This is a genomic window from Tritonibacter mobilis F1926 (assembly GCF_000376545.2).
Taxonomy (GTDB): domain Bacteria; phylum Pseudomonadota; class Alphaproteobacteria; order Rhodobacterales; family Rhodobacteraceae; genus Epibacterium; species Epibacterium mobile.
Map to the genome: position 1 here is coordinate 367,916 of NZ_CP015230.1, position 18,287 is coordinate 386,202.

The window sequence follows — 18,287 nt, forward strand, 5'->3', positions numbered from 1 at the left end:
GATGAACGTCTCCGCCACCATCCGCGACGAATACTCAGAATCGCTGTCGTCCGCATCGATCCTCGTGATTGATGACGAACCCGGCATGCGTCACTTCATGACCAAGATCCTCGAACCTCGCTGCAAACGCGTGGAACAGGCAGCCTCTGCGCGCGAGGCCTCTGATATTCTCGACAAGGCCCATTTCGACCTGATCGTGCTGGATAACATCATGCCGGGGAAAACCGGTCTGGACTGGGTGGCAGAGCAGCGCCGGGTGGGGCTGTTTGCCGACACTATTCTGGTGACCGCCTATGCGGATCTCGATACGGCCATTCAGGCACTCAGGATCGGGATTGCGGATTTTGTGCTCAAACCCTTTCGCGCCAATCAGATCCTCAACGCGGTAGCGCGCGCCCTCGACCGCAAGTATCTGCGGCGGGAAAATTACCTGCTGAAACACGAGCTTTCAGCCGAGCAATCCGGCGCGCGTGGCCGTCTTCTGGGCAAGTCCGCGGCCATCGAAAAAGTGCGCCAGATGTTGCAGCGATTGGCCCCGCTGCCGACGCCGGTGCTGTTTACCGGCGCGTCCGGCACGGGAAAGGAAATCGCCGCCCGCACGTTGCATTCGCTCTCGGACCGGGCAGAGCAGCCTTTTGTTGCGGTAAACTGCGCCAGCCTCTCTCCCGACCGTCTGGCAGAAGAGCTGTTTGGGGTCATAGATGCGCAGGATCGTCGGCGCGACGGTCTGTTCCTGCACGCTGATGGTGGGACGCTTTTCCTCGATGAGGTGGCGCAGATGCCGGAACAGGTGCAGGCGGCGCTGTTGCGGGTGTTGGAGGACCAGAAGGTACGCCCTGTTGGTGCAGAACGTGATATTCCGCTGAACCTTCGGTTCCTGCTGGCCACCAACGCCGACCTGCCAGACGCAATCGCGGCAGGCAAATTCCGCGCGGATCTCTATCACCGGATCAATGTGGTCAATATCGAAATGCCGCCGCTTCAGGAACGGATCGAGGATATCGTCGAGCTGGCCGCGCTCTTTATGGATCAATTCGCATTGAGCCTCGGCATGCCCGCGCTGGAGCTGGATGAAGAAACCCTGCTGAAGTTCTCGCGCTACGCGTGGCCCGGAAATGTGCGTGAACTGCGCAACCTGATCGAACGCTCGGTGATCCTCGGGGCCTTCCCCGAAGAGTTCGCAGGCACCGGATCTGTGACCGGAACAGCGGCGGTTGAAAACCTCGATATGGTGATGCAGCGCCACATTATGCATGTACTGGATGCCTGTGACGGCAATCGCGCCGAGGCAGCCCGCCGCCTTGGTGTCTCGCGCAAAACAGTAGATCGCAAATGCGCCAGTTGGGGTGTCTGAACCGGGGCCGCGATCACCCCTGATTGGTGTCATCTTCGTCTGAGGGGCCGGGCAGCCAGATCAGGAATTCCGCCCCGCGCGCGCGACGATTACGCACGGTAATGCGTCCTCCGGCGCGTTGAATGAGGGTCTGGCTGATCGACAGGCCAAGCCCGGTGCCCTCACCCTGCTTGGTGGTGAAAAACGGGTCAAAGATATGATCGATCCGATCCGCAGGGATACCGGGGCCGGTGTCGGCAATGCGTAGGGCCACGCCCATTTGCGCGTCGCGTTCCGCGCCTGCGACGGTGATGGCAAGCGTGCCGTTTCCGTCCATCGCCTGACTTGCATTGATGATAATGTTGATCACCACCTGCTGTAATTCGCCGGGGTCGATACGCACACAGGGCGCGTCATCAAATTGCGTCAGCACCCGCACTTCCTGTTTGGAGATCACATGATCCACCAGCACAAGGCAGTCTCGCACCACCGCAGCCACATCCACATGTTCGGCAAAGGTGCCAAATTCTGACGGGCGAGCGAATTGCAGCAGTTTGCCCACAATGGCCCCGATCCGCATCACCTGATTGTCGATCAGGTCCAGCTCAGTGCGCACAGGTTCAGCGGCCTCGCCCAGCGTCATCCGCATCACATCCACATTGCCCTGAATCACGGCCACCGGATTGTTGATCTCATGGGCAACACCGGCGGTGATTTCGCCAATTGAGGCGAGCTTTTCGCTCATCACAAGCTGGCGGAAGGTCTCCTCCAGTTTCTCATTGGCGATTTTTAATTCTTTGGTACGTTCCTCGACGCGGGTGTTCAACTCTCCGGCCCAGTTGCGCAGGCGCCGGTCGCGTTCCTGCACCTGGTCGAGCAATGTATTCAGATGGTTGGCCACCTGGCCGATCTCATCCCCGCGCGAAGGGGTCTGATTGCGCGCCGTTAGATCGCCACGTTCAACCCGCGCCATGGTGCGGGTCATTTGTTCAAGCGGCGCAAAGATCCCCTTGGCCAGCCACAAAAACAGCGGAGCGGTCAGGGCGATCACCAGTACAAAGGCCCCCACGACGGTCCAATAAGCTGCGCGCTTGGCGTTCTTGTAGGGCGCTTCCAGAAAGCCCACGTAGAGCATGCCAACACGTTTTCCAAAGCTGTCGCTGATCGGCATATAGCCCGAGATATACCAATCATTGACGACAAAGGCACTGTCGAGCCACGTGCGCCCTTCGCCGAGTACCGCGTCGCGCACGGCGACAGAAACCCGCGTACCCAGCGCGCGCACATCTTCAAACAGGCGCACATTGGTAGAGACCCGCGTGTCGGATAAAAACAGCGTCGCGGTGCCTTGCCGCCCGGCGTTCGACACGCCTTGCAGGTAGACCAGCTCATTCAGCGTATCGATAAAGTCGAGGTTGCGATTGAGAAGCAAACCACCCACCAGCACGCTGACCTCCCCGTTGACGCGCACAGGTGCGGCGGTGTGAACCACCATGCCGCGATCCTCGACCGTGTGATCGGCAGGGGCGGCGGCTTCTGTGTCGATCAGCTCGATCCGGGCTTGTTTGGCCAATGCCGGAGAAAGCGCCGCCAGATCCTCGGCGGAAAAGATATCTATCTCCGAGGCCATCCGCCCGGCTGCCGCCTCAAAGATCACCGGCCATTTTTCCTTGGCTTCGGTCAATGCATCGCCACGCAACAGATGTAGAAAATCGAGGTTCAGGCTCTCTTGGCTTTCGCTCAGAAATGCCTCGGTCGCATCAGAGCCGCTGGACAAAACGCCCGCAATCCGGGCGGATTGCGCAATGCCCTGAAGCGCGCGGGCAGAGTTGCTTTGCAGATGGCCGAGATATTGCTCGGCAATACGAAGGTCGCTTTCTACCTTTGCAATCAGTATCTTATCGTAATCCGCATTCCACCTCGCCATCGCTACGACCATCAGGAGCGGCATCAGAACGATAAGCGGCAGCAGCGCCATAATGAGCAGGCGCAGGCGGACAGATTTCAACATGGATGGGTCTCTCCCTAGGCCGCCAGATTGCGCGTTACCTCGTGCAGAGTGTCGCCGGAACCGCCCCAAGGTGCAAGGCAGCGCGGACCTGCGGCGGATAGGGAGATGGTTCAGGCGGGGACTTCTTTTCCAGCCCAATCAAACTGTTTGCCGCTGTCATGTGGTTTCAGCCCGGCGATGACGGACATCAGACATTGTGCGCAATATTCTGGTGTGAACAGCTTGCCGTCGGGCACGTTGCTCTGGAACGGCGCAGAGAGCGCGGTGTCCACGGTTCCGGGATGCAAACAGACACAAATGGCATCGCGGTTCTTGCGTGCAATCTCGATGGCGTAGTTGCGCATCAACATGCACAGCGCCGCCTTTGAGGCGCGATAGGCGTGCCAGCCGCCCAACCCATTGTCGCTGATCGACCCCACCCGCGCCGCCAGAGCCGCAAAGACGCACCGCCCCTCCCGCGGCATTCGCCCAAGGAAATGTTTGGCGACCAAAGCAGGCCCAAAGGTGTTGATGCGAAACACTTGCTCGAACGCGGCCATCTCTTGCTGGCGATAGCTCTTTTCTGGTGTGAGCCCGGTATCAGGGTCCGTCAGAATACCCGTCGCAAGGATCACCATATCCGGCGTGCCGACCTGCGCGGCCAATGCCTCAAGATCGCTTTCTGAGGTGATATCCGCCCGATGCTGGCTGATCTTGTCCTCCGCTGACGGGTCAACCGCAAAAGCAGCGTTCCCTCCACGCGAAACCGCATGCACGCTCTCGACCGCTGCTTTGCCCGCATAAGCCTCCACCAAGGCGCGGCCAATGCCACCGGATGCGCCAAAAATCACCACGTTGCGCGGGTCCATCATATCAACCTCGTGACCCATTTACGGGGCAGATGCGCTGCGATGCGAAACACCCATGAAAAGGGCGCGGGAAAGGAGCTTTGAAACCGGTTGGAGCGCAGCGCTTTCATGCAGCAGGCCGCAGCCTCTTCCGGGGTTTGGATCATCGGCATCTTAAAATTGTTCTTGGCCGTGAGCCGAGTTTTGATAAAGCCCGGATTGATCACCTGCACTTTGACATTGGTGTCGCGCAGGTCGCGGTGCAGGTTCTCGCCCAGATGCATCACTGCGGCCTTGGAAGCGCCATAGCCTATGGCACCGGGCAGACCGGTAAACCCAGCGAGCGAGCCAATCAGCGCAATGTGGCCATGTCCACGGCGGGCCATTCGGGGTGCAACACGCCCCATCACGCGCATCGCGCCCATAAAATTAACCTCACAGATGGCTTCTGCCGCTTCTGGCTCCCAATCCTGCACGGTCATCGGATCATAAAGCCCGGCGCAGTAAATCACGCCATCAGCATCGCTCGCAGCTTCTGACGCGGCAAGGACGGAGCGGGCGTCTGTCACATCCATGGGCAGCGCCTGTGCATCGCGCAATCTGTCGCAAAGCGCGCTTAGTCGGTCCTTGCTGCGGGCCGACAAGATCAAGGATGCGCCCTCTTGATCCAGCGCCTCGGCGAGCGCGCGCCCAAGGCCTTCGCTAGCGCCAATGATCCACCATGTCTGACCTTGAACTCTCATGGCGTCACCTCGGAGGCGGCGTCCGGCGCAGGGCGGATGGTGGCAATCAGTTCGGCGACCTTTATGCCGAATTTACGCATCTCGGAGCGGTTCATAATCGTGCCGTTTTCCATCAGATACATCCAGTCGGTGACATCCAACACATGCCCGCCAGCGTCCTCGGGCAGGCGAATGCGGTAGGATAACCGCACGGTCGCGCCCGCGTGCTGGCCCGCGCCCGTGCCGATAATGTCTTCCGCCGTGGCGGCAAACGCACCGTCTTCGCCGATCTCCAGCATCCATTTGCGCGCCTGTGTGCCACCGCCTGCATAGGTGAAATCCTCCGTGAGCGTGCCGCTGGTGCCATCCCATGTGCCATTCATCTCCGCCACGAACCGGGACACCACGCGCCCGGTCGGCCCATAGATCATCCCCTCTGAAATGAAGCGTCCGTTCAGGTGTTTGCGTATGTCAAAGGCGGGGCCGGTTTTGGTGTAATCAGACGGGCGCTGTGCGCGAAAACCCAGTCCGGGGCGCAACAGCAACAAAAGCAGCACGAGGATAGTGATGCCGAGGAGAAGTTTCATACATGGACCTCTTCACGGGGGAGTTGCAGCGCTAGCGCAATGGCGGCGCATTTGATGAGACAAGGCAGAACCGCATAGCCGAGGGTGAGCGCCATCAGCGCGGCCTCAGAGTTGTCGGTACCGGGGCGATAGCCGCTCAGTTCCAGTAGCGGCAGCAGCAGGATGGCGGCGCTCGCCAAGGCAAGTTTCGCAGCAAAGGACCAAAGCCCGAAGGCACGCCCTGCCTGAAGCCCCGCGCGGTCCAGAGCGCCTGCAAAGAGTGCGGGCAGGATGACCATATCCGCGCCCAGGGCGGCACCAGAGCCGAGACAGATCAGGGCAAAGCCGATCGCAGCCCCCGCAGGCAGGAGTGCAGCGCCGATAAAGGCGAGGATCGCAAGGCACATGGCGGCAATCAACGTGCGGGCCGCGCCATGTTGTGTCGCTGCGCGCGTCCAGACAGGCACTGACAGGCCCGCAGCTACAAAGAACAGGATCAGGAACGGCCCTGCCAAATCAGGCAGCCCAAGCCGGTCTTCGACAAAGAACAAAAACAGCGTCGAGGTGATCGCCACCGGCAGCGCATTGACAAAGGCCAGCGCCAGAAGACCAAGCCCGCCAGAAGCCCGCAACTCGGCAAGCGACAGTGGAGACTGCGCAGGAGCCGAGACACGCCAGAGCGGGCGGCTGAACCAGAGTGCGATCAGGCACACACCGGCCAGCAGCACACCAAAGGCCGCATAGCCGCTGCCCGTGGCCCCCAGCATCACCAGAACGGCAGGCGCGCTGGCCGCAAGGATGATGCCACCCAATGTGCCCGCCTCGCGGTAACCGGCCAGATGGATCAGCCCATCGGTTTGTGCCGCAAGGGCCGCGCTTTGACCGTAAAACAGAATGGTTCCAAGGCTATAGGAGGTGAACACCAGTGCCAGTGCTGCGATGAACCACCATAGCCCGCCGCCGTCGGGGCGCAGCGTGTAAAGCATCACAAATCCCAGCGCCATTCCCAGCGCGGCACAGGTCGCAAAGGTGGTTTTTTTGTCCGGGTAGCGATCCACCAACCAGCCCAATGCGGGGTCTTGGGCAAAATCCATCACCCGGATACCTGCAAGAATCACGCCAAGGGTCGCAAGGCTCATCCCTAGCTCGCCGGTCGCGTAGCGCGGCAAATGGATATAGAGCGGCAGGCCAGCCGCAGCCAGCATCAGCGCATATGTGCTGACCCGCCATTTCATGTCTATTCACCCCGCAACTGTGCCGACAGCCGTGCAGAACGGCTGTTGGGTGACAGCCAGATCCCGAGGAAACGCCGGCGCAGGTCAGGATGCGAGACCCGGCAGATACGTTGACCATTCAATCGCATCTCGACCGTATTTGGGGCCGTTGCGATTGCGACGTAGTTGTCCCCGGCTGTGACCGGTCGAAAGCAGGTGGCGAGCTTCTGCAGCATCACCGCTTGATCCGGCTGTGCCCCTTCGATGCGCTGAAGCTCTTTTTCAGTGCCCTGCAGGAGTTCCTGATCGGAGAACCCGCGCGCGTAATCCAGCCGCAGTGACAGAGGCTGGTCCCAGCCGAACCGCTCCGCCCCTTCGGTATGAAGGGTCGCCGTATAGATCTCAAACCCCAGAAACCGCAGCGTGGCCTGACCCAACTGCACTGGCGCCTTTAGACCGGTGGGACTGGGGCTTGCAAACAGCGGCGCGGCAAGGGACAGCGCCGCCAGCATCGATAGCACTGCAATGAGCGAGAGCACTGTCGCAAGGCCGGTCTCAGGTCGCATGGGTCAGCTCCACCTGCACCACATCGGTCTGGCGGGTCTCAAAGGATGCCGCGCAGATCTGCAGGTAGAATTGCCAGTTGCGCAGGAACCCCTGATCATAGCCCAGACCGAGCACCTTGTCCGAGGCCGCACTCAGGCGCTCTGACCACATCCGGCAGGTGCGGGCGTAGTCCTGACCAAAGCCAAAGTTGTCGGTGACCTTCAGCCCCGCCTTGGCGGCGTGATGCGCGATCATGGCATCCGACAACAACATACCGCCGGGAAAGGTATATTGGCGGATATAGTCCGATCCCTTGCGGTAGATGTCGAAATAGGCATCCGGCACGGTGATTGCCTGCACCACGGCGCGACCGCCCTCGGCCAGACGATCCTTCAGCATCTCGAAATACTGCGGCCAGTAACGCTCTCCCACGGCTTCGATCATCTCGATCGAGACGATGCCGTCGAATTTGCCCTTGGTATCGCGATAGTCACAGAGCTGGATTTCCGCACGCCCATCAAGGCGTGCATCGGCAAACCCGTGTTGGCTCGGGGAAATGGTGATGCCGGTCACATGGCGTCCGCGATCCGCGGCGCGCTCCGCAAACCCGCCCCAGCCGCACCCGACCTCCAGAATGCGTTCGGCATCGCTGGCGCGGTTCAGGATGCGGTCGTATTTGCGGTGTTGCGCATCCTCCAGTGTCTTGTCACCGGGGGCAAACAGGGCCGAAGAATAGGTCATGCTTTCATCGAGCCAGAGTTGGTAGAACTCATTGCCGACGTCATAATGCGCCTTGATATTGCGGCTGGCCCCGGCACGGGAATTGGCGCGCAGGATGCGGTCCACGAGGCGAAACTTCAGTGTGGCAAGGCGGCTCGGGTAGGCAAAGGCCTCAAGATAGTCGAGGTTCAGGAGCGCCACTTGCGTCACGGCCTCAATCGACGGTGTCTCCCACAGCCCGGCCACATAGGTTTCCCCCAACCCGATGTCCCCGCGAGAGGCCAGAGCGGTCACCACGCCCCAGTCGTTGACCTGCATCTCGGCCGCCGGTTCACCCTGACCAAAATCATATGTTTCGCCTTCGGGGGTGATCAGCCGCAGGCTGCCCCGTCGGGTCCGGGCGCAACTGTCGAGAAAATCGCGTTTCACGCGGTTGGTAATGAACAGCATCAGCTTACCTCCTGTTCGGGCGGAAGCGGGCGTCTTCTATAGCGCGCGCCCTTGAGTTTGAGTTTCAGGGCCTGCCAGTAGATCAGCGCAACAGTGCGCAGCGCGCCGAGCGGGCGGCGCAGGCTGGCTTTGATCAGGCGGGCGTTGTTCAGGTCGTGCACATCGCCCACCAAAGTGGCGATCACGCCCTCCGCGCCGTTTTCATGGGCGATGCGGATGGCGATCCGTGTCTTAGTTATATCAAAGGTAAACCGATACGCGCCCGCGACCTCCTGAAAGGGGGAGACGTGAAAGATTTTCTGCGCCGTCAGGTAGGTTTTGGCCGTGATCGGCGCAAAATCGGGCTGCGCGCAGAGATAACTGTGACGGTCGCCAAAGGTGTTTGAGACCTCTGCGATCACCGCGCGCAGGTCATCGCCGTCATAGGCGAGCCAAAAGCTCACGGGGTTGAAGATATAGCCAAGGAAACTGGGTTGCGTCAGCAGCAGGATGGTTAGGTCGTCCGGAGCAAGCCCTGCGTGCTCAAAGACCTCTTTGGCCCACGTCAGCCCGCGTCCCTGTTTTGGGGCGCCGCCGTGATTGCGATCCATGACGGAGGCGAGATTCCAGCGATTGCGAGAAAACAGCAGTGGCCCCCGGGGCGAGTTTGGGTCGAGCAGCACATAGTCCACCCCGTAGCGAAAGGCATTTTGGATGCCGCCACGTCTCGCATGGGTGGTGGTGCCCGCCAGATATTGCGGCCAGTGTGTGGTATGGTCGCCGGGCGTGCTCATGCGAGCATCTCTGCCGCGTCGCGGTTGCTTTGATAGAGGGCGTCGATGCCACGTGCGACCCGCACTGCGCTGGCAAAGCCGTCCTCATGGAAACCGTGGCGCAGATAGGCTCCCGCAAACCATGTGTGGTTCTGCCCCTGCATCGCCTGCACCGCCCCCTGTGCCCGGATCGCAGCGCGATCAAACACCGGGTGGCGAAAGGTTTTATCGTCATAGATCAGCTTTGGGTTTACGTCCTGCACCGGGTTGAGAGAGACAAACAGCGGGTCATTTTCCGGCAGGTTCTGCAAGCGGTTCATCCAATAGGTGACGCCAATCGCCGGGCGGTTGTCACGCTGATCTGCCTTATAGACCCAAGAGGACCAGCAGGCGCGGCGGTGGGGCATCTGGCCCGCATCCCGGTGCAGGATCATGTGATTGTCCTGATAGCGCATTACCCCGAGGGTGGCCTGTTCCTGTGGCGTGGGACGGGCCAGCAGGCGCAGGGCATCATCCGAATGGCAGGCGAAGATTACCTCGTCAAAACCCTCCACACGCCCCTCGGATAGGCGCAGGGTGACGCCATCCTCAGTGCGCTCGACCGATTGCACCGGGCAGGCTGCACGTAGATCCACGCCGATCTTTTGCAGATGTTGGGTCAGGCGGCGGACGTATTCGCGGCTGCCACCTTTGACCGTCCACCACTGATGCTGACCCGAGGCCGAAAGCAGAGCGTGATTGCGAAAAAACCGCACCAAAGAGCGGGCTGGGAATGCGCGAATCTCTTCGGGAGGGGTGGACCAGATCGCGCCGCAAATCGGCATCAGGTAATAGCGCTGGAACCAATCGCCCAGAGACAGTTCCTGCACCATCTCGCCAATGGTGGTGCTGTCATCACGGGCCACGCTCTCGGCGCGGGCGTTGAAACGCAGGATATCGCGCACCATGCCAAAAAACGCGGGCCGGCCAAGGTTGCGGCGCTGACCAAACAATGCCCCCATATCCTTCAGCCCGTATTCCACCGCACCGTTCTGGATGGTTGCGCCAAAGGACATGTCACTGCGCACCACCGGCACATCCAGCGCGTTGAACATGCGCGTCAGATGCGGGTAGTTCACATAGTTGAAGACGATGAACCCGGTATCCACTGGCTGATCGCCGCGAATGCCTGCCATTACCGTGCGTGCATGCCCGCCAAGCCGCGCGGAAGACTCAAACATGGTCACGTCATGACGTGGACCAAGGAGCCATGCGGCGGCCAGACCGGATATGCCACCGCCGACAATGGCGATCCGGCGGCGCTGAGAGGGCAGGGCATCAAAGGACATGTATTCTCCATCGGTTTTCATGAGCTTACGAGGCGAGGCAGGAGATCGGATCAAAAAAGCGGAAAAATATGTCGGGGTATGCGCTGATTTTGCGATGGCGCAGATTTTTTGTGATCCAGCTCCATCTCCGGCGCGTAGTGGAATTATGTTTGAAGCTCCTGACGCTCTTTGCGATGACAGCCTTGAAGCCCCCGTCGCGCCCGCTAGGGTGAGCGAGGGCACAAGCAGTTGCCGGGAGAGCGACAGAGTGACAGGCGAGGCATATTCCGAGACGACGGTCTGGATGCTGGCGGTGCGCGATCAGCGGGACAAGGTGGCTTTTGGTCGTCTGTTCGACCATTTTGCGCCCCGTCTCAAAGGCGTCATTTGCCGCTCGGGGCTGCCGCCTGCGCAGGCGGAAGACATTGTGCAGGACGTGATGCTCACGGTCTGGCGCAAAGCGCATATGTTTGACCCCGGTCGCGCGCAGGTCTCTGCGTGGATCTACCAGATCGCCCGCAACCGGCAAATCGACATATTGCGCAAGGAAAAGCGACCGGTGCCGGAAGAACTGAAGCCGGTCGAGGATACAGAGGATGACGCGTCACAAGTGGTGGCGCTGGAACAGGAAACGCAGGCTTTGCGCGCGGCATTAAAGACATTGAAGCCCGCGCAGCGTGACATGGTGGAACGCGCCTATCTGGGCGAGTTGACCCATGCGGAGATCAGGGCCGAAACAGGCCTGCCGCTGGGCACCATCAAATCGCGCATCCGGCTGGGGCTGGAAAAACTGCGTCACGAGTTGAAGGGAACGGAACGCAAATGACGGGCATTACGCACCACATCCCTGATGAGTTGCTGATCGCCTATGCGGCGGGAAGCCTGACGAAGGCTTTTTCGCTGGTGGTGGCAGCGCATGTGTCCATGTGTGACGAATGTCGCGCCCGGCTTGGCGCGCATGAGACATTGGGCGGCGCACTTTTGGATGACATGCCGGTAACGGAGGTGTCTTCTGATCTCAAGGGGCGGTTGTTTGATGCGTTGGACGACCCGGTCGCCCTTGAACAACGCTATGATCGCTCAGGTATTTTCCCGGCCCCGGTTATGGAAGCGCTGGGCGGTCTGCCCCCCAAATGGAAGCCTTTGGGTCTAGGGGTGCGGCAGATGATCTTGGATCACGACCGCAGCGGCAGTGTGCGCCTGCTTTACATTCCCGGCGGGCAAGGGGTGCCGGATCACGGTCACAACGGGCTGGAACTGACCATGGTTCTACAGGGGGCGTTTCGGGATGAGACGGGCCGCTTTGGCGTTGGAGATGTGGAGGTGGCCGATGGTGATCTGGAGCATGAGCCGATCGCCGAGGACGGTCCTGCCTGTATCTGCCTGGCGGCGACCGATGCATCGCTGCGGTTCCGCTCTTTTGTGCCGCGCCTGTTGCAGCCGATTTTCCGGATCTGACACCTTGCGCTGATGTCAGCTTTGGGATGCGAGGCTCTGCCTCGCGCTCCGGGATATTTTTGGTTAGAAGAACTCGAAAAAAAGGACCACCGCATCTGCTGTGGCCCTTTTGTTATGAATGTCCTGCCCGGTTTGGGTCAGAGAAATTTGCCCATGGCGCGACCGGTGTCGATCATCCGGTTGGAAAAGCCCCATTCGTTGTCATACCAGCTGACCAAGCGCACCAGACCCTCGGAGGTCACGGCTGTTTGTGGTGCGGCAAAGATCGAGGAGCGTTTGTCGTGGTTGAAGTCGATGGAGACCAGCGGCGCCTCCTCGTAGCCGAGGACACCCTTGAGCGGACCCTCTTTTGAGGCGGCCTCAATGGCGGCATTGATCCCCTCAACAGAAGCGGCGCGCTCGGGTTGGAAGGTCAGGTCCACAACCGAGACATTCGGGGTGGGCACGCGGATGGCGGAACCTTCGAGGCGACCCTTCAGGTGCGGCAGCACGAGGGAAATGGCCCGCGCTGCGCCCGTGGAGGTCGGGATCATCGACAATGCTGCCGCGCGGGCGCGGTAGAGATCCTTGTGGGTTGTGTCATGGGTCGGCTGGTCGCCCGTGTAGGCGTGGATTGTGGTCATATAGCCCGTCTTGATGCCAAAGGCATCGTCCAGCACCTTTGCCACCGGTGCGAGGCAGTTGGTGGTGCAGGACGCATTGGAGACCACGATATCATCTGCGGTGAGGTCTTGGTCATTGACGCCAAAGACCACGGTGCGGTCGACCTCGGTGCCCGGTGCAGAGATCAGCACCCGTTTGGAGCCGTTCTTCAGATGCATGGCCGCTTTTTCACGACTGGTGAAGAGGCCGGTGCATTCATAGGCGATATCCACATCAGACCACGGCAGCTCTTCGGGGTTGCGGATCGCGGTCAGGCGAATTTCATGACGGCCCACTTTCATCGTGTCGCCCTCGACCGTGACATCGGCGTTGAGGCGGCCATGCACGCTGTCGAATTTCAGCAGGTGAACTTGGGTGGCGGGGGGCGCGAGGTCGTTGATTGCCACCACTTCGACGTCGGTGGTGTCGTTTTCCAACAGCGCGCGCAGCACGTTGCGGCCAATCCGGCCAAATCCATTGATCGCGATCTTAAGGGTCATTTGCCAATAACTCCGGTTGGGTTTCCGGGCACGGCACCGAAGCTGGTACCGCTATCACTCGCGGCTATCGTTAACGCTAACGAAGCTGCCAATCAAGCCCCGTGACGTGAGCGCCGGGCTGGTCGAGATAGGGGCTTCATGCTGAGAATAGCGCAGATAGGCCAGGTTGCGCGGAATATGCCCGTAAATTGGTCAAATACGCTGTGCGGGCTCGGTTTCTGAGGCGCAGAATTTGCCCGAGCGATTTGTGGCTCATAGGATTGAAACGCGCCTGCATGGGTTGGCGCAGATTGGGGACATGCTGCGCGCGCGTGCAGAGAGGGAGAATGATGGCCACGTCCTTTGCTGCGAGACTGTCGCAACTCTTACACCGGATCTATCCGGATCTGGACGCTGAAATCCTCGGCTCAAAAGTGGTCGAGGCCTTTTGGCCCGAAGGCACCCACCGGCGCAAACGCCCGCGCGCGCCCGGTAATTCGCTCTGGTCCGAAGGCGATGCACTGCTGATCACCTATGGCAACTCTATTCGGGACGGTGCGCATAAGCCGCTGGATTTGCTGCACGACTTTCTGCTGACCAATATGAAGGGCGTGGTGAATGGGGTGCATGTCCTGCCGTTTTTTCCATTTACCTCTGATGATGGGTTTGCGGTGACGGATTACCGCAAGGTGAACCCGGAGCTTGGTGACTGGGCCGACATTCGCCGCATTGGCGGCGCGTTTCATTTGATGTCGGATATGGTGCTTAATCACGTGTCGTCGCAGAGCCCGTGGTTCAATGCTTATCGGCAGGAGCAGGCACCATTTGATCGGTTCTTTTACGAGGCCTTGCCAGAAGACGATCTAAGCGCCGTGGTGCGTCCGCGCACAACCCCATTGCTGCAGGAGGTGGCGACCTCCAGTGGTCCGAAACATGTCTGGTGTACCTTCAGTCACGATCAGGTCGATCTGAATTTTGAAAACCCCGAGGTGCTGCTGGAGATCCTGCGCATTATCCGTTTGCATATCGATCAGGGGGTGCGGATTGTCCGGCTCGATGCGGTGGCGTTTATCTGGAAACAGGTGGGGACATCTTCGATCCATTTGGCTGAAACCCACGCGATCGTTCAACTGCTGCGGCTATTGGCGGATTACGCGACGGAGACGGTGGTTCTGTTGACCGAAACCAACGTGCCGCGCGCTGAAAACCTCAGCTATTTTGGAAATCGCAATGAAGCGCATGTGGTTTATAATTTTCCGCTGCCACCGCTGATCCTGCATGCAATGATGGCAGGGTCGGCCCGGTATTTGCTGAAGTGGGCGCGCGCGATGCCGCCAGCGCCTTTGGGCTGTGCTTATCTGAACTTCACTGCAAGCCACGACGGGATCGGCATGCGCCCTGCGGAGGGCGTGCTCCCACAAGGCGAGATCGATCAGATGATTGACTGTGTGCGGGCCGGCGGTGGTCTGGTCTCGATGCGCAGTCTGCCCGGTGGCGGTGAGGCCCCTTATGAGGTGAATTGCACCTATTTTGATGCGTTGAGCCGCACGTTTGAGGGAGGTGAAGGGTCGAAAGTGGAGCGGTTTATCTGCGCGCAGACGATCCCGATGGGGCTTGAGGGTATTCCGGCGTTTTATATCCATGCGATGCTTGCGACGGCGAATGATCATGAAGCGGTTGAGCGGCGTGGTATGAACCGGGCGATCAACCGGCATCGATGGGATTATCCGGAGTTAAAAACCCGCCTTGCAGATGCACAAAGCGATCAGTCGCGGGTGTTGATGGTCCTGTCTGAGCGGCTAAAGATCCGGGCAAAACAGGCAGCATTTCACCCCAATGCCACGCAGTTCACATTGCAGTTGGATGATCGGGTGTTTGCCCTGTGGCGGCAGTCTTTGGACCGGGCGCAGTCGATTTTTGCGTTGCATAACGTGAGCGGAGAGGCGGTGATTTTGCCGCCCGGTGCGCTGAACCTGATTGAAGGCGAGCATTGGCGGGATCTGTTGTCGACTGAGGCGTTTGCCAGCGATGCAGAGATCACACTAGCGCCCTATCAGTGTCGCTGGATCACCAATCAGGGTTGAGACAGGGGCCCTTGCGGTGATACGAGAGGGCAAATGCCCCTCCAGACTAGGGAATTGTTGATGTTGGAGATTGCAACCACCCGCTGACAGGTTCGGCTCATCCGAGACCTGTCACACCCGCGCAGGCGCGGCGCTTTGGCCTGCGCGTGCCGGTTTGACGTGGTTCAATCACAGGCAACATTCAATGAATATTTCCAAAAACGAACAGCGCGTGTTGCACGCGTTGGCGCAGGGTGGGCGCATCCTTTATGAACGCGCCGCCAATGGTCGGGTCACTGAGGTGATCTGCTATACCCGTGACGGGCTGATCCTGACCAATTGCACGCTCGAGATCTTTCAGAAACTCCGGCGTAAGCGGCTTGTGGAGAGCAAGTGCTCCAGCCCTTATCGGATCTCAGACAAGGGGCGACGTTCGGTGCGATCACAGTTGGACAATCGATGACGTGAGGGGGAGCGTGGGGGGCGGCTCTCTCATGCTCGTGTGGGTATGCGAGGGGCCAGCCCCTCGCGCTCCCCGGGATATTTGGAGTTAGAAGAAAGGGTTTTGAGTGCATATTCGACAGGAAAGACGCGGAGATGAGGCCGCGATACATGATCTGACGGCTGTGGCCTTTGCAGATCATCCACATGGGGATGGCAGCGAGCCAATGATCGTGCAACGGTTGCGTGACGCGGGGGCCTTGCAGCTGTCGTTGGTTGCCGAGGAGGCGGGGGAGATCCTTGGCCATGTGGCCTTTTCACCCGTCACCATCTCTGGTGAGGATCTGGGCTGGCTGGGGCTCGGGCCGGTGTCTGTATTGCCAGCGCGGCAAGGGCAGGGGATTGGATCTGCGCTGATCCGCGCAGGGCTTGAGCACCTTGAACGAGCGGGCGCCGCTGGCGTGGTTTTGCTGGGAGAGCCTGCCTATTACGCACGCTTCGGGTTTGCCGCGCGAGCAGAGCTGGTATTGCCGGGCGTGCCTGCGGCGTATTTCATGGCGCGGGCTTTGCGCGGTGACATCCCGCAGGGAGAGGTCGCCTATCACCCCGCGTTTGGGTGATCACATCGACAGGTCTGCGCCCCGGATCATTCCGGGGCGTAGTCCGCCTCATCCGCGAGGGCGGCGGCTTTGAGGTCCGCAAGGAAGCTCGGATTGGCGGAATGGATACGGTTCCAATTCGGGATGAAGGGGGTTTCATGGGGGTTGTCCAGAAACACCTGCCCTGCGCTCATGATGTTATTGGCAAACATCTCCACCATTTTTTCTTCGCCGTGGCGGTCCATGTCTAAGCCATTCATGATGGCGTCGTGAGAATAGGCCTCCAGCAGATCGAGCGCCGAGCGATAATAGGTCGCCTTTAGCGTGCGAAACACATTGGGGGTAAATACCGTGCCATCGGCGGCGAGTTTGCGAAAGATGGCTTTGCAGATATCCGTCGACATCCGGTTGAGCCCTGCGGAGGCGTCCTCGGGGCTGAGGGACTGGTGTTTGTGGTCGTAATTGTCGGCAATCTCCACCTGACAGACCGCCTTGCGGCCCAAGTTTCGCCAAGCCTCCGACAGGACGCCGATTTCCAGCCCCCAGTCTGAGGGGATGCGCAGATCTGGCAATAAGGGCGCGCGCAGAGCCATTTCACCAGAGAGCGGGTAGCGAAAGCTGCGCAGGTAGTCGATGTAGTCGCGATCGCCAATTGTGCGTTTGAGTGCGATCAGCAGCGGAGAAACCAGCAGGCGTGAGACGCGGCCATTCAGTTTGCTGCCGCCGACGCGGGCATAAAATCCCTTGGAGAGTTGATAGGAGAATGCCGGATGCGCCACCGGATAAACCAGCCGCGCCAGCATCTCTTTGGAATAGGTGGTGATGTCGCAATCATGGATCGCCACAACCGAACTCTCGGCCTGTGCCAGAAGATACCCGATGCAGGACCAGACGTTTTTGCCTTTGCCCGGCTCTGGCGGGGCGAGCCCCTGTTCGGCGAGACGCGCGCCCAGGTTCTGCATCCTTGGGCTGTCGTTCCACAGCACCCGGTGGTTTTGGGGCAGGGAGGAGAAATATCTGCGGGCATGGCGGTACTCAGCCTCATTGGCGCGATCCAGACCGATCACGATGTGATGCAGATAGGGGACGCGGGCCAGCTCATCGAGGATGGGGCGCAGGGCAGGGCCTTCAAGTTCCGAATAAAGACAAGGCAGGATCAGAGAGATTTTGCGGGTCTGGGCAAAGGTTGTGAGTTCATATTCCAATTCCTCAACCGGACGGCTGCGCAGGTTATGGAATTGGGCGATATTGCCGTTCTGATGAAAGTCAGCCATGGGGTGCGGCTCCTTTTTGGTATTGGTCCCAGTCGCAGAGGAGGTGCAGGATTGCGGCACACCAGCCCTCTGGGCCCGGCAGATCGGTGCGTAAAATGCGCGTTCCAATAGGGAAATCGGCAAGGTCCGGGCCATGGTCGTTGCGCACCAGAACGCCGCGATCTGCAGCGGCGATCATCTCGGCATCATTGGGCGCGTCGCCCAGAGCAATGGTGAAACAGGGCGCATTCTGACGACAGATACGCTGCATCTGATCGGCTTTTGACGCGCCATAAGACAGCGTCAGAAACCGCCCCCCCTCTCGGGCGGTGATCCCCGCTTGTGCCAGCTTGGCGATGAACTGTGCCTTTTGATCCGCGTCCCCCCGCCAAAGGCCCGGCTCGCTGAACTGGCGGGCTTTGGCGCGCGCAGCGGCAGGGCGTGGCAACCCGGTGAGCGTGGCAACCTCATCCACTGACATATCGCCAAATCCCGTGAACGGCGCGTCGAGAGTGGACAGCAAAGCGCGTAGTTTACGGTAGACCGTATCGCGACCGTCGATCTCTGACGGGGTCAGGCAGGCGGCACCGTTTTCCACGATCATCGGAGCCTCGCCCAGATCGAGCTCTTGATGCAACGGCAGCAACTCAGCTGCGGTTTTTGAGCTTGCAAGGATCACCAGAGCATCCCGCGTGCGCAGCGCCGCCAAGGCCGGACGGGCAGGGGCATAGGTGTATGTTGTGTGATCCAGCAATGTGCCGTCGAGATCGCTGAAAACAAGAAGCCGGGGCATAGGGTGGTCTCAGTGTAAGGCCGCACCAAGAAGGCGCGTTCAGGGTCTGCTTCAAGTCTAAGGAGCAGATTCGACCGGCGCAAAGATCCCCGCCTGCGCCGTGATCCCAAA

Annotated in this window: 18 protein-coding genes; 6 read left to right on the plus strand and 12 right to left on the minus strand. The window is 60.0% G+C overall.

From position 1 onward, the window contains the following. Position 1 precedes the first annotated feature (1 nt). Positions 2-1,354: a sigma-54-dependent transcriptional regulator gene (locus K529_RS01795; protein WP_005636046.1), complete on the plus strand. Its 1,353-nt coding sequence runs from the start codon at positions 2-4 to the stop codon at positions 1,352-1,354. A 13-nt stretch (positions 1,355-1,367) separates the two neighbouring features. Here the strand turns inward: K529_RS01795 and K529_RS01800 are convergent, their stop codons facing one another. The 9 genes from K529_RS01800 to K529_RS01840 all read right to left on the minus strand — a co-directional run bounded on the left by K529_RS01800 (position 1,368) and on the right by K529_RS01840 (position 10,469). Continuing rightward, on the minus strand, positions 1,368-3,344 hold the full coding sequence (locus K529_RS01800) for a sensor histidine kinase (protein ID WP_005636048.1): 1,977 nt from the start codon (positions 3,342-3,344) through the stop codon (positions 1,368-1,370). A gap of 110 nt (positions 3,345-3,454) precedes the next feature. Beyond that, positions 3,455-4,195, minus strand: coding sequence for an SDR family NAD(P)-dependent oxidoreductase (locus K529_RS01805; protein WP_040643002.1), 741 nt, complete (start codon positions 4,193-4,195; stop codon positions 3,455-3,457). After that, positions 4,192-4,914 (minus strand): SDR family NAD(P)-dependent oxidoreductase, encoded by a 723-nt coding sequence (locus tag K529_RS01810; protein WP_005636051.1) that lies wholly within the window; start codon positions 4,912-4,914, stop codon positions 4,192-4,194. Before K529_RS01810 ends, K529_RS01805 begins: the two co-directional genes overlap by 4 nt. Continuing rightward, positions 4,911-5,480: a DUF3833 domain-containing protein gene (locus K529_RS01815; RefSeq protein ID WP_005636053.1), complete on the minus strand. Its 570-nt coding sequence runs from the start codon at positions 5,478-5,480 to the stop codon at positions 4,911-4,913. Before K529_RS01815 ends, K529_RS01810 begins: the two co-directional genes overlap by 4 nt. Beyond that, positions 5,477-6,694 carry an MFS transporter gene (locus K529_RS01820; RefSeq protein WP_046002508.1) on the minus strand — a complete coding sequence of 406 codons (1,218 nt, stop codon included), beginning with the start codon at positions 6,692-6,694 and terminating at the stop codon, positions 5,477-5,479. The genes K529_RS01815 and K529_RS01820 overlap by 4 nt, the downstream gene beginning before the upstream one ends. Positions 6,695-6,696: 2 nt before the next feature. Further along, positions 6,697-7,239 (minus strand): hypothetical protein, encoded by a 543-nt coding sequence (locus tag K529_RS01825; protein ID WP_005614328.1) that lies wholly within the window; start codon positions 7,237-7,239, stop codon positions 6,697-6,699. After that, positions 7,229-8,389 (minus strand): SAM-dependent methyltransferase, encoded by a 1,161-nt coding sequence (locus tag K529_RS01830; RefSeq protein WP_005614330.1) that lies wholly within the window; start codon positions 8,387-8,389, stop codon positions 7,229-7,231. Before K529_RS01830 ends, K529_RS01825 begins: the two co-directional genes overlap by 11 nt. After that, on the minus strand, positions 8,389-9,162 hold the full coding sequence (locus tag K529_RS01835) for a DUF1365 domain-containing protein (protein ID WP_005614333.1): 774 nt from the start codon (positions 9,160-9,162) through the stop codon (positions 8,389-8,391). The genes K529_RS01830 and K529_RS01835 overlap by 1 nt, the downstream gene beginning before the upstream one ends. Beyond that, on the minus strand, positions 9,159-10,469 hold the full coding sequence (locus K529_RS01840) for an NAD(P)/FAD-dependent oxidoreductase (RefSeq protein ID WP_005614335.1): 1,311 nt from the start codon (positions 10,467-10,469) through the stop codon (positions 9,159-9,161). Before K529_RS01840 ends, K529_RS01835 begins: the two co-directional genes overlap by 4 nt. A 247-nt stretch (positions 10,470-10,716) precedes the next feature. On the opposite strand from K529_RS01840, the gene K529_RS01845 reads away from it, so the two are divergent. Together K529_RS01845 and K529_RS01850 are read left to right on the plus strand one after the other, a co-directional pair. Next, the gene (locus tag K529_RS01845) at positions 10,717-11,274 is read left to right on the plus strand and encodes a sigma-70 family RNA polymerase sigma factor (protein WP_040641702.1); all 558 of its coding nucleotides are present in this window, start codon (positions 10,717-10,719) and stop codon (positions 11,272-11,274) included. Further along, positions 11,271-11,906: a ChrR family anti-sigma-E factor gene (locus tag K529_RS01850; RefSeq protein WP_005614338.1), complete on the plus strand. Its 636-nt coding sequence runs from the start codon at positions 11,271-11,273 to the stop codon at positions 11,904-11,906. Before K529_RS01845 ends, K529_RS01850 begins: the two co-directional genes overlap by 4 nt. Before the next feature lie 137 nt (positions 11,907-12,043). On the opposite strand, the gene gap is transcribed toward K529_RS01850, so the two are convergent. Next, positions 12,044-13,048 carry a type I glyceraldehyde-3-phosphate dehydrogenase gene (gene gap / locus K529_RS01855; RefSeq protein ID WP_005614339.1) on the minus strand — a complete coding sequence of 335 codons (1,005 nt, stop codon included), beginning with the start codon at positions 13,046-13,048 and terminating at the stop codon, positions 12,044-12,046. A gap of 329 nt (positions 13,049-13,377) precedes the next feature. On the opposite strand from gap, the gene K529_RS01860 reads away from it, so the two are divergent. From K529_RS01860 to K529_RS01870, 3 genes are all read left to right on the plus strand, one after another. Beyond that, on the plus strand, positions 13,378-15,111 hold the full coding sequence (locus K529_RS01860; RefSeq protein WP_005614340.1) for an alpha-amylase family glycosyl hydrolase: 1,734 nt from the start codon (positions 13,378-13,380) through the stop codon (positions 15,109-15,111). A gap of 184 nt (positions 15,112-15,295) precedes the next feature. Next, complete coding sequence (locus tag K529_RS01865) at positions 15,296-15,553, plus strand: YjhX family toxin (protein WP_005614342.1); 258 nt, start codon at positions 15,296-15,298, stop codon at positions 15,551-15,553. A 106-nt stretch (positions 15,554-15,659) separates the two neighbouring features. After that, positions 15,660-16,151, plus strand: coding sequence for a GNAT family N-acetyltransferase (locus tag K529_RS01870; RefSeq protein ID WP_005614344.1), 492 nt, complete (start codon positions 15,660-15,662; stop codon positions 16,149-16,151). 26 nt (positions 16,152-16,177) lie between these two features. On the opposite strand, the gene K529_RS01875 is transcribed toward K529_RS01870, so the two are convergent. Further along, the gene (locus K529_RS01875; protein ID WP_005614347.1) at positions 16,178-17,404 is read right to left on the minus strand and encodes a glycosyltransferase family protein; all 1,227 of its coding nucleotides are present in this window, start codon (positions 17,402-17,404) and stop codon (positions 16,178-16,180) included. Next, the gene (locus K529_RS01880) at positions 17,397-18,176 is read right to left on the minus strand and encodes an HAD-IIB family hydrolase (RefSeq protein WP_005614351.1); all 780 of its coding nucleotides are present in this window, start codon (positions 18,174-18,176) and stop codon (positions 17,397-17,399) included. Before K529_RS01880 ends, K529_RS01875 begins: the two co-directional genes overlap by 8 nt. Between the last annotated feature and the right edge of the window lie 111 nt (positions 18,177-18,287).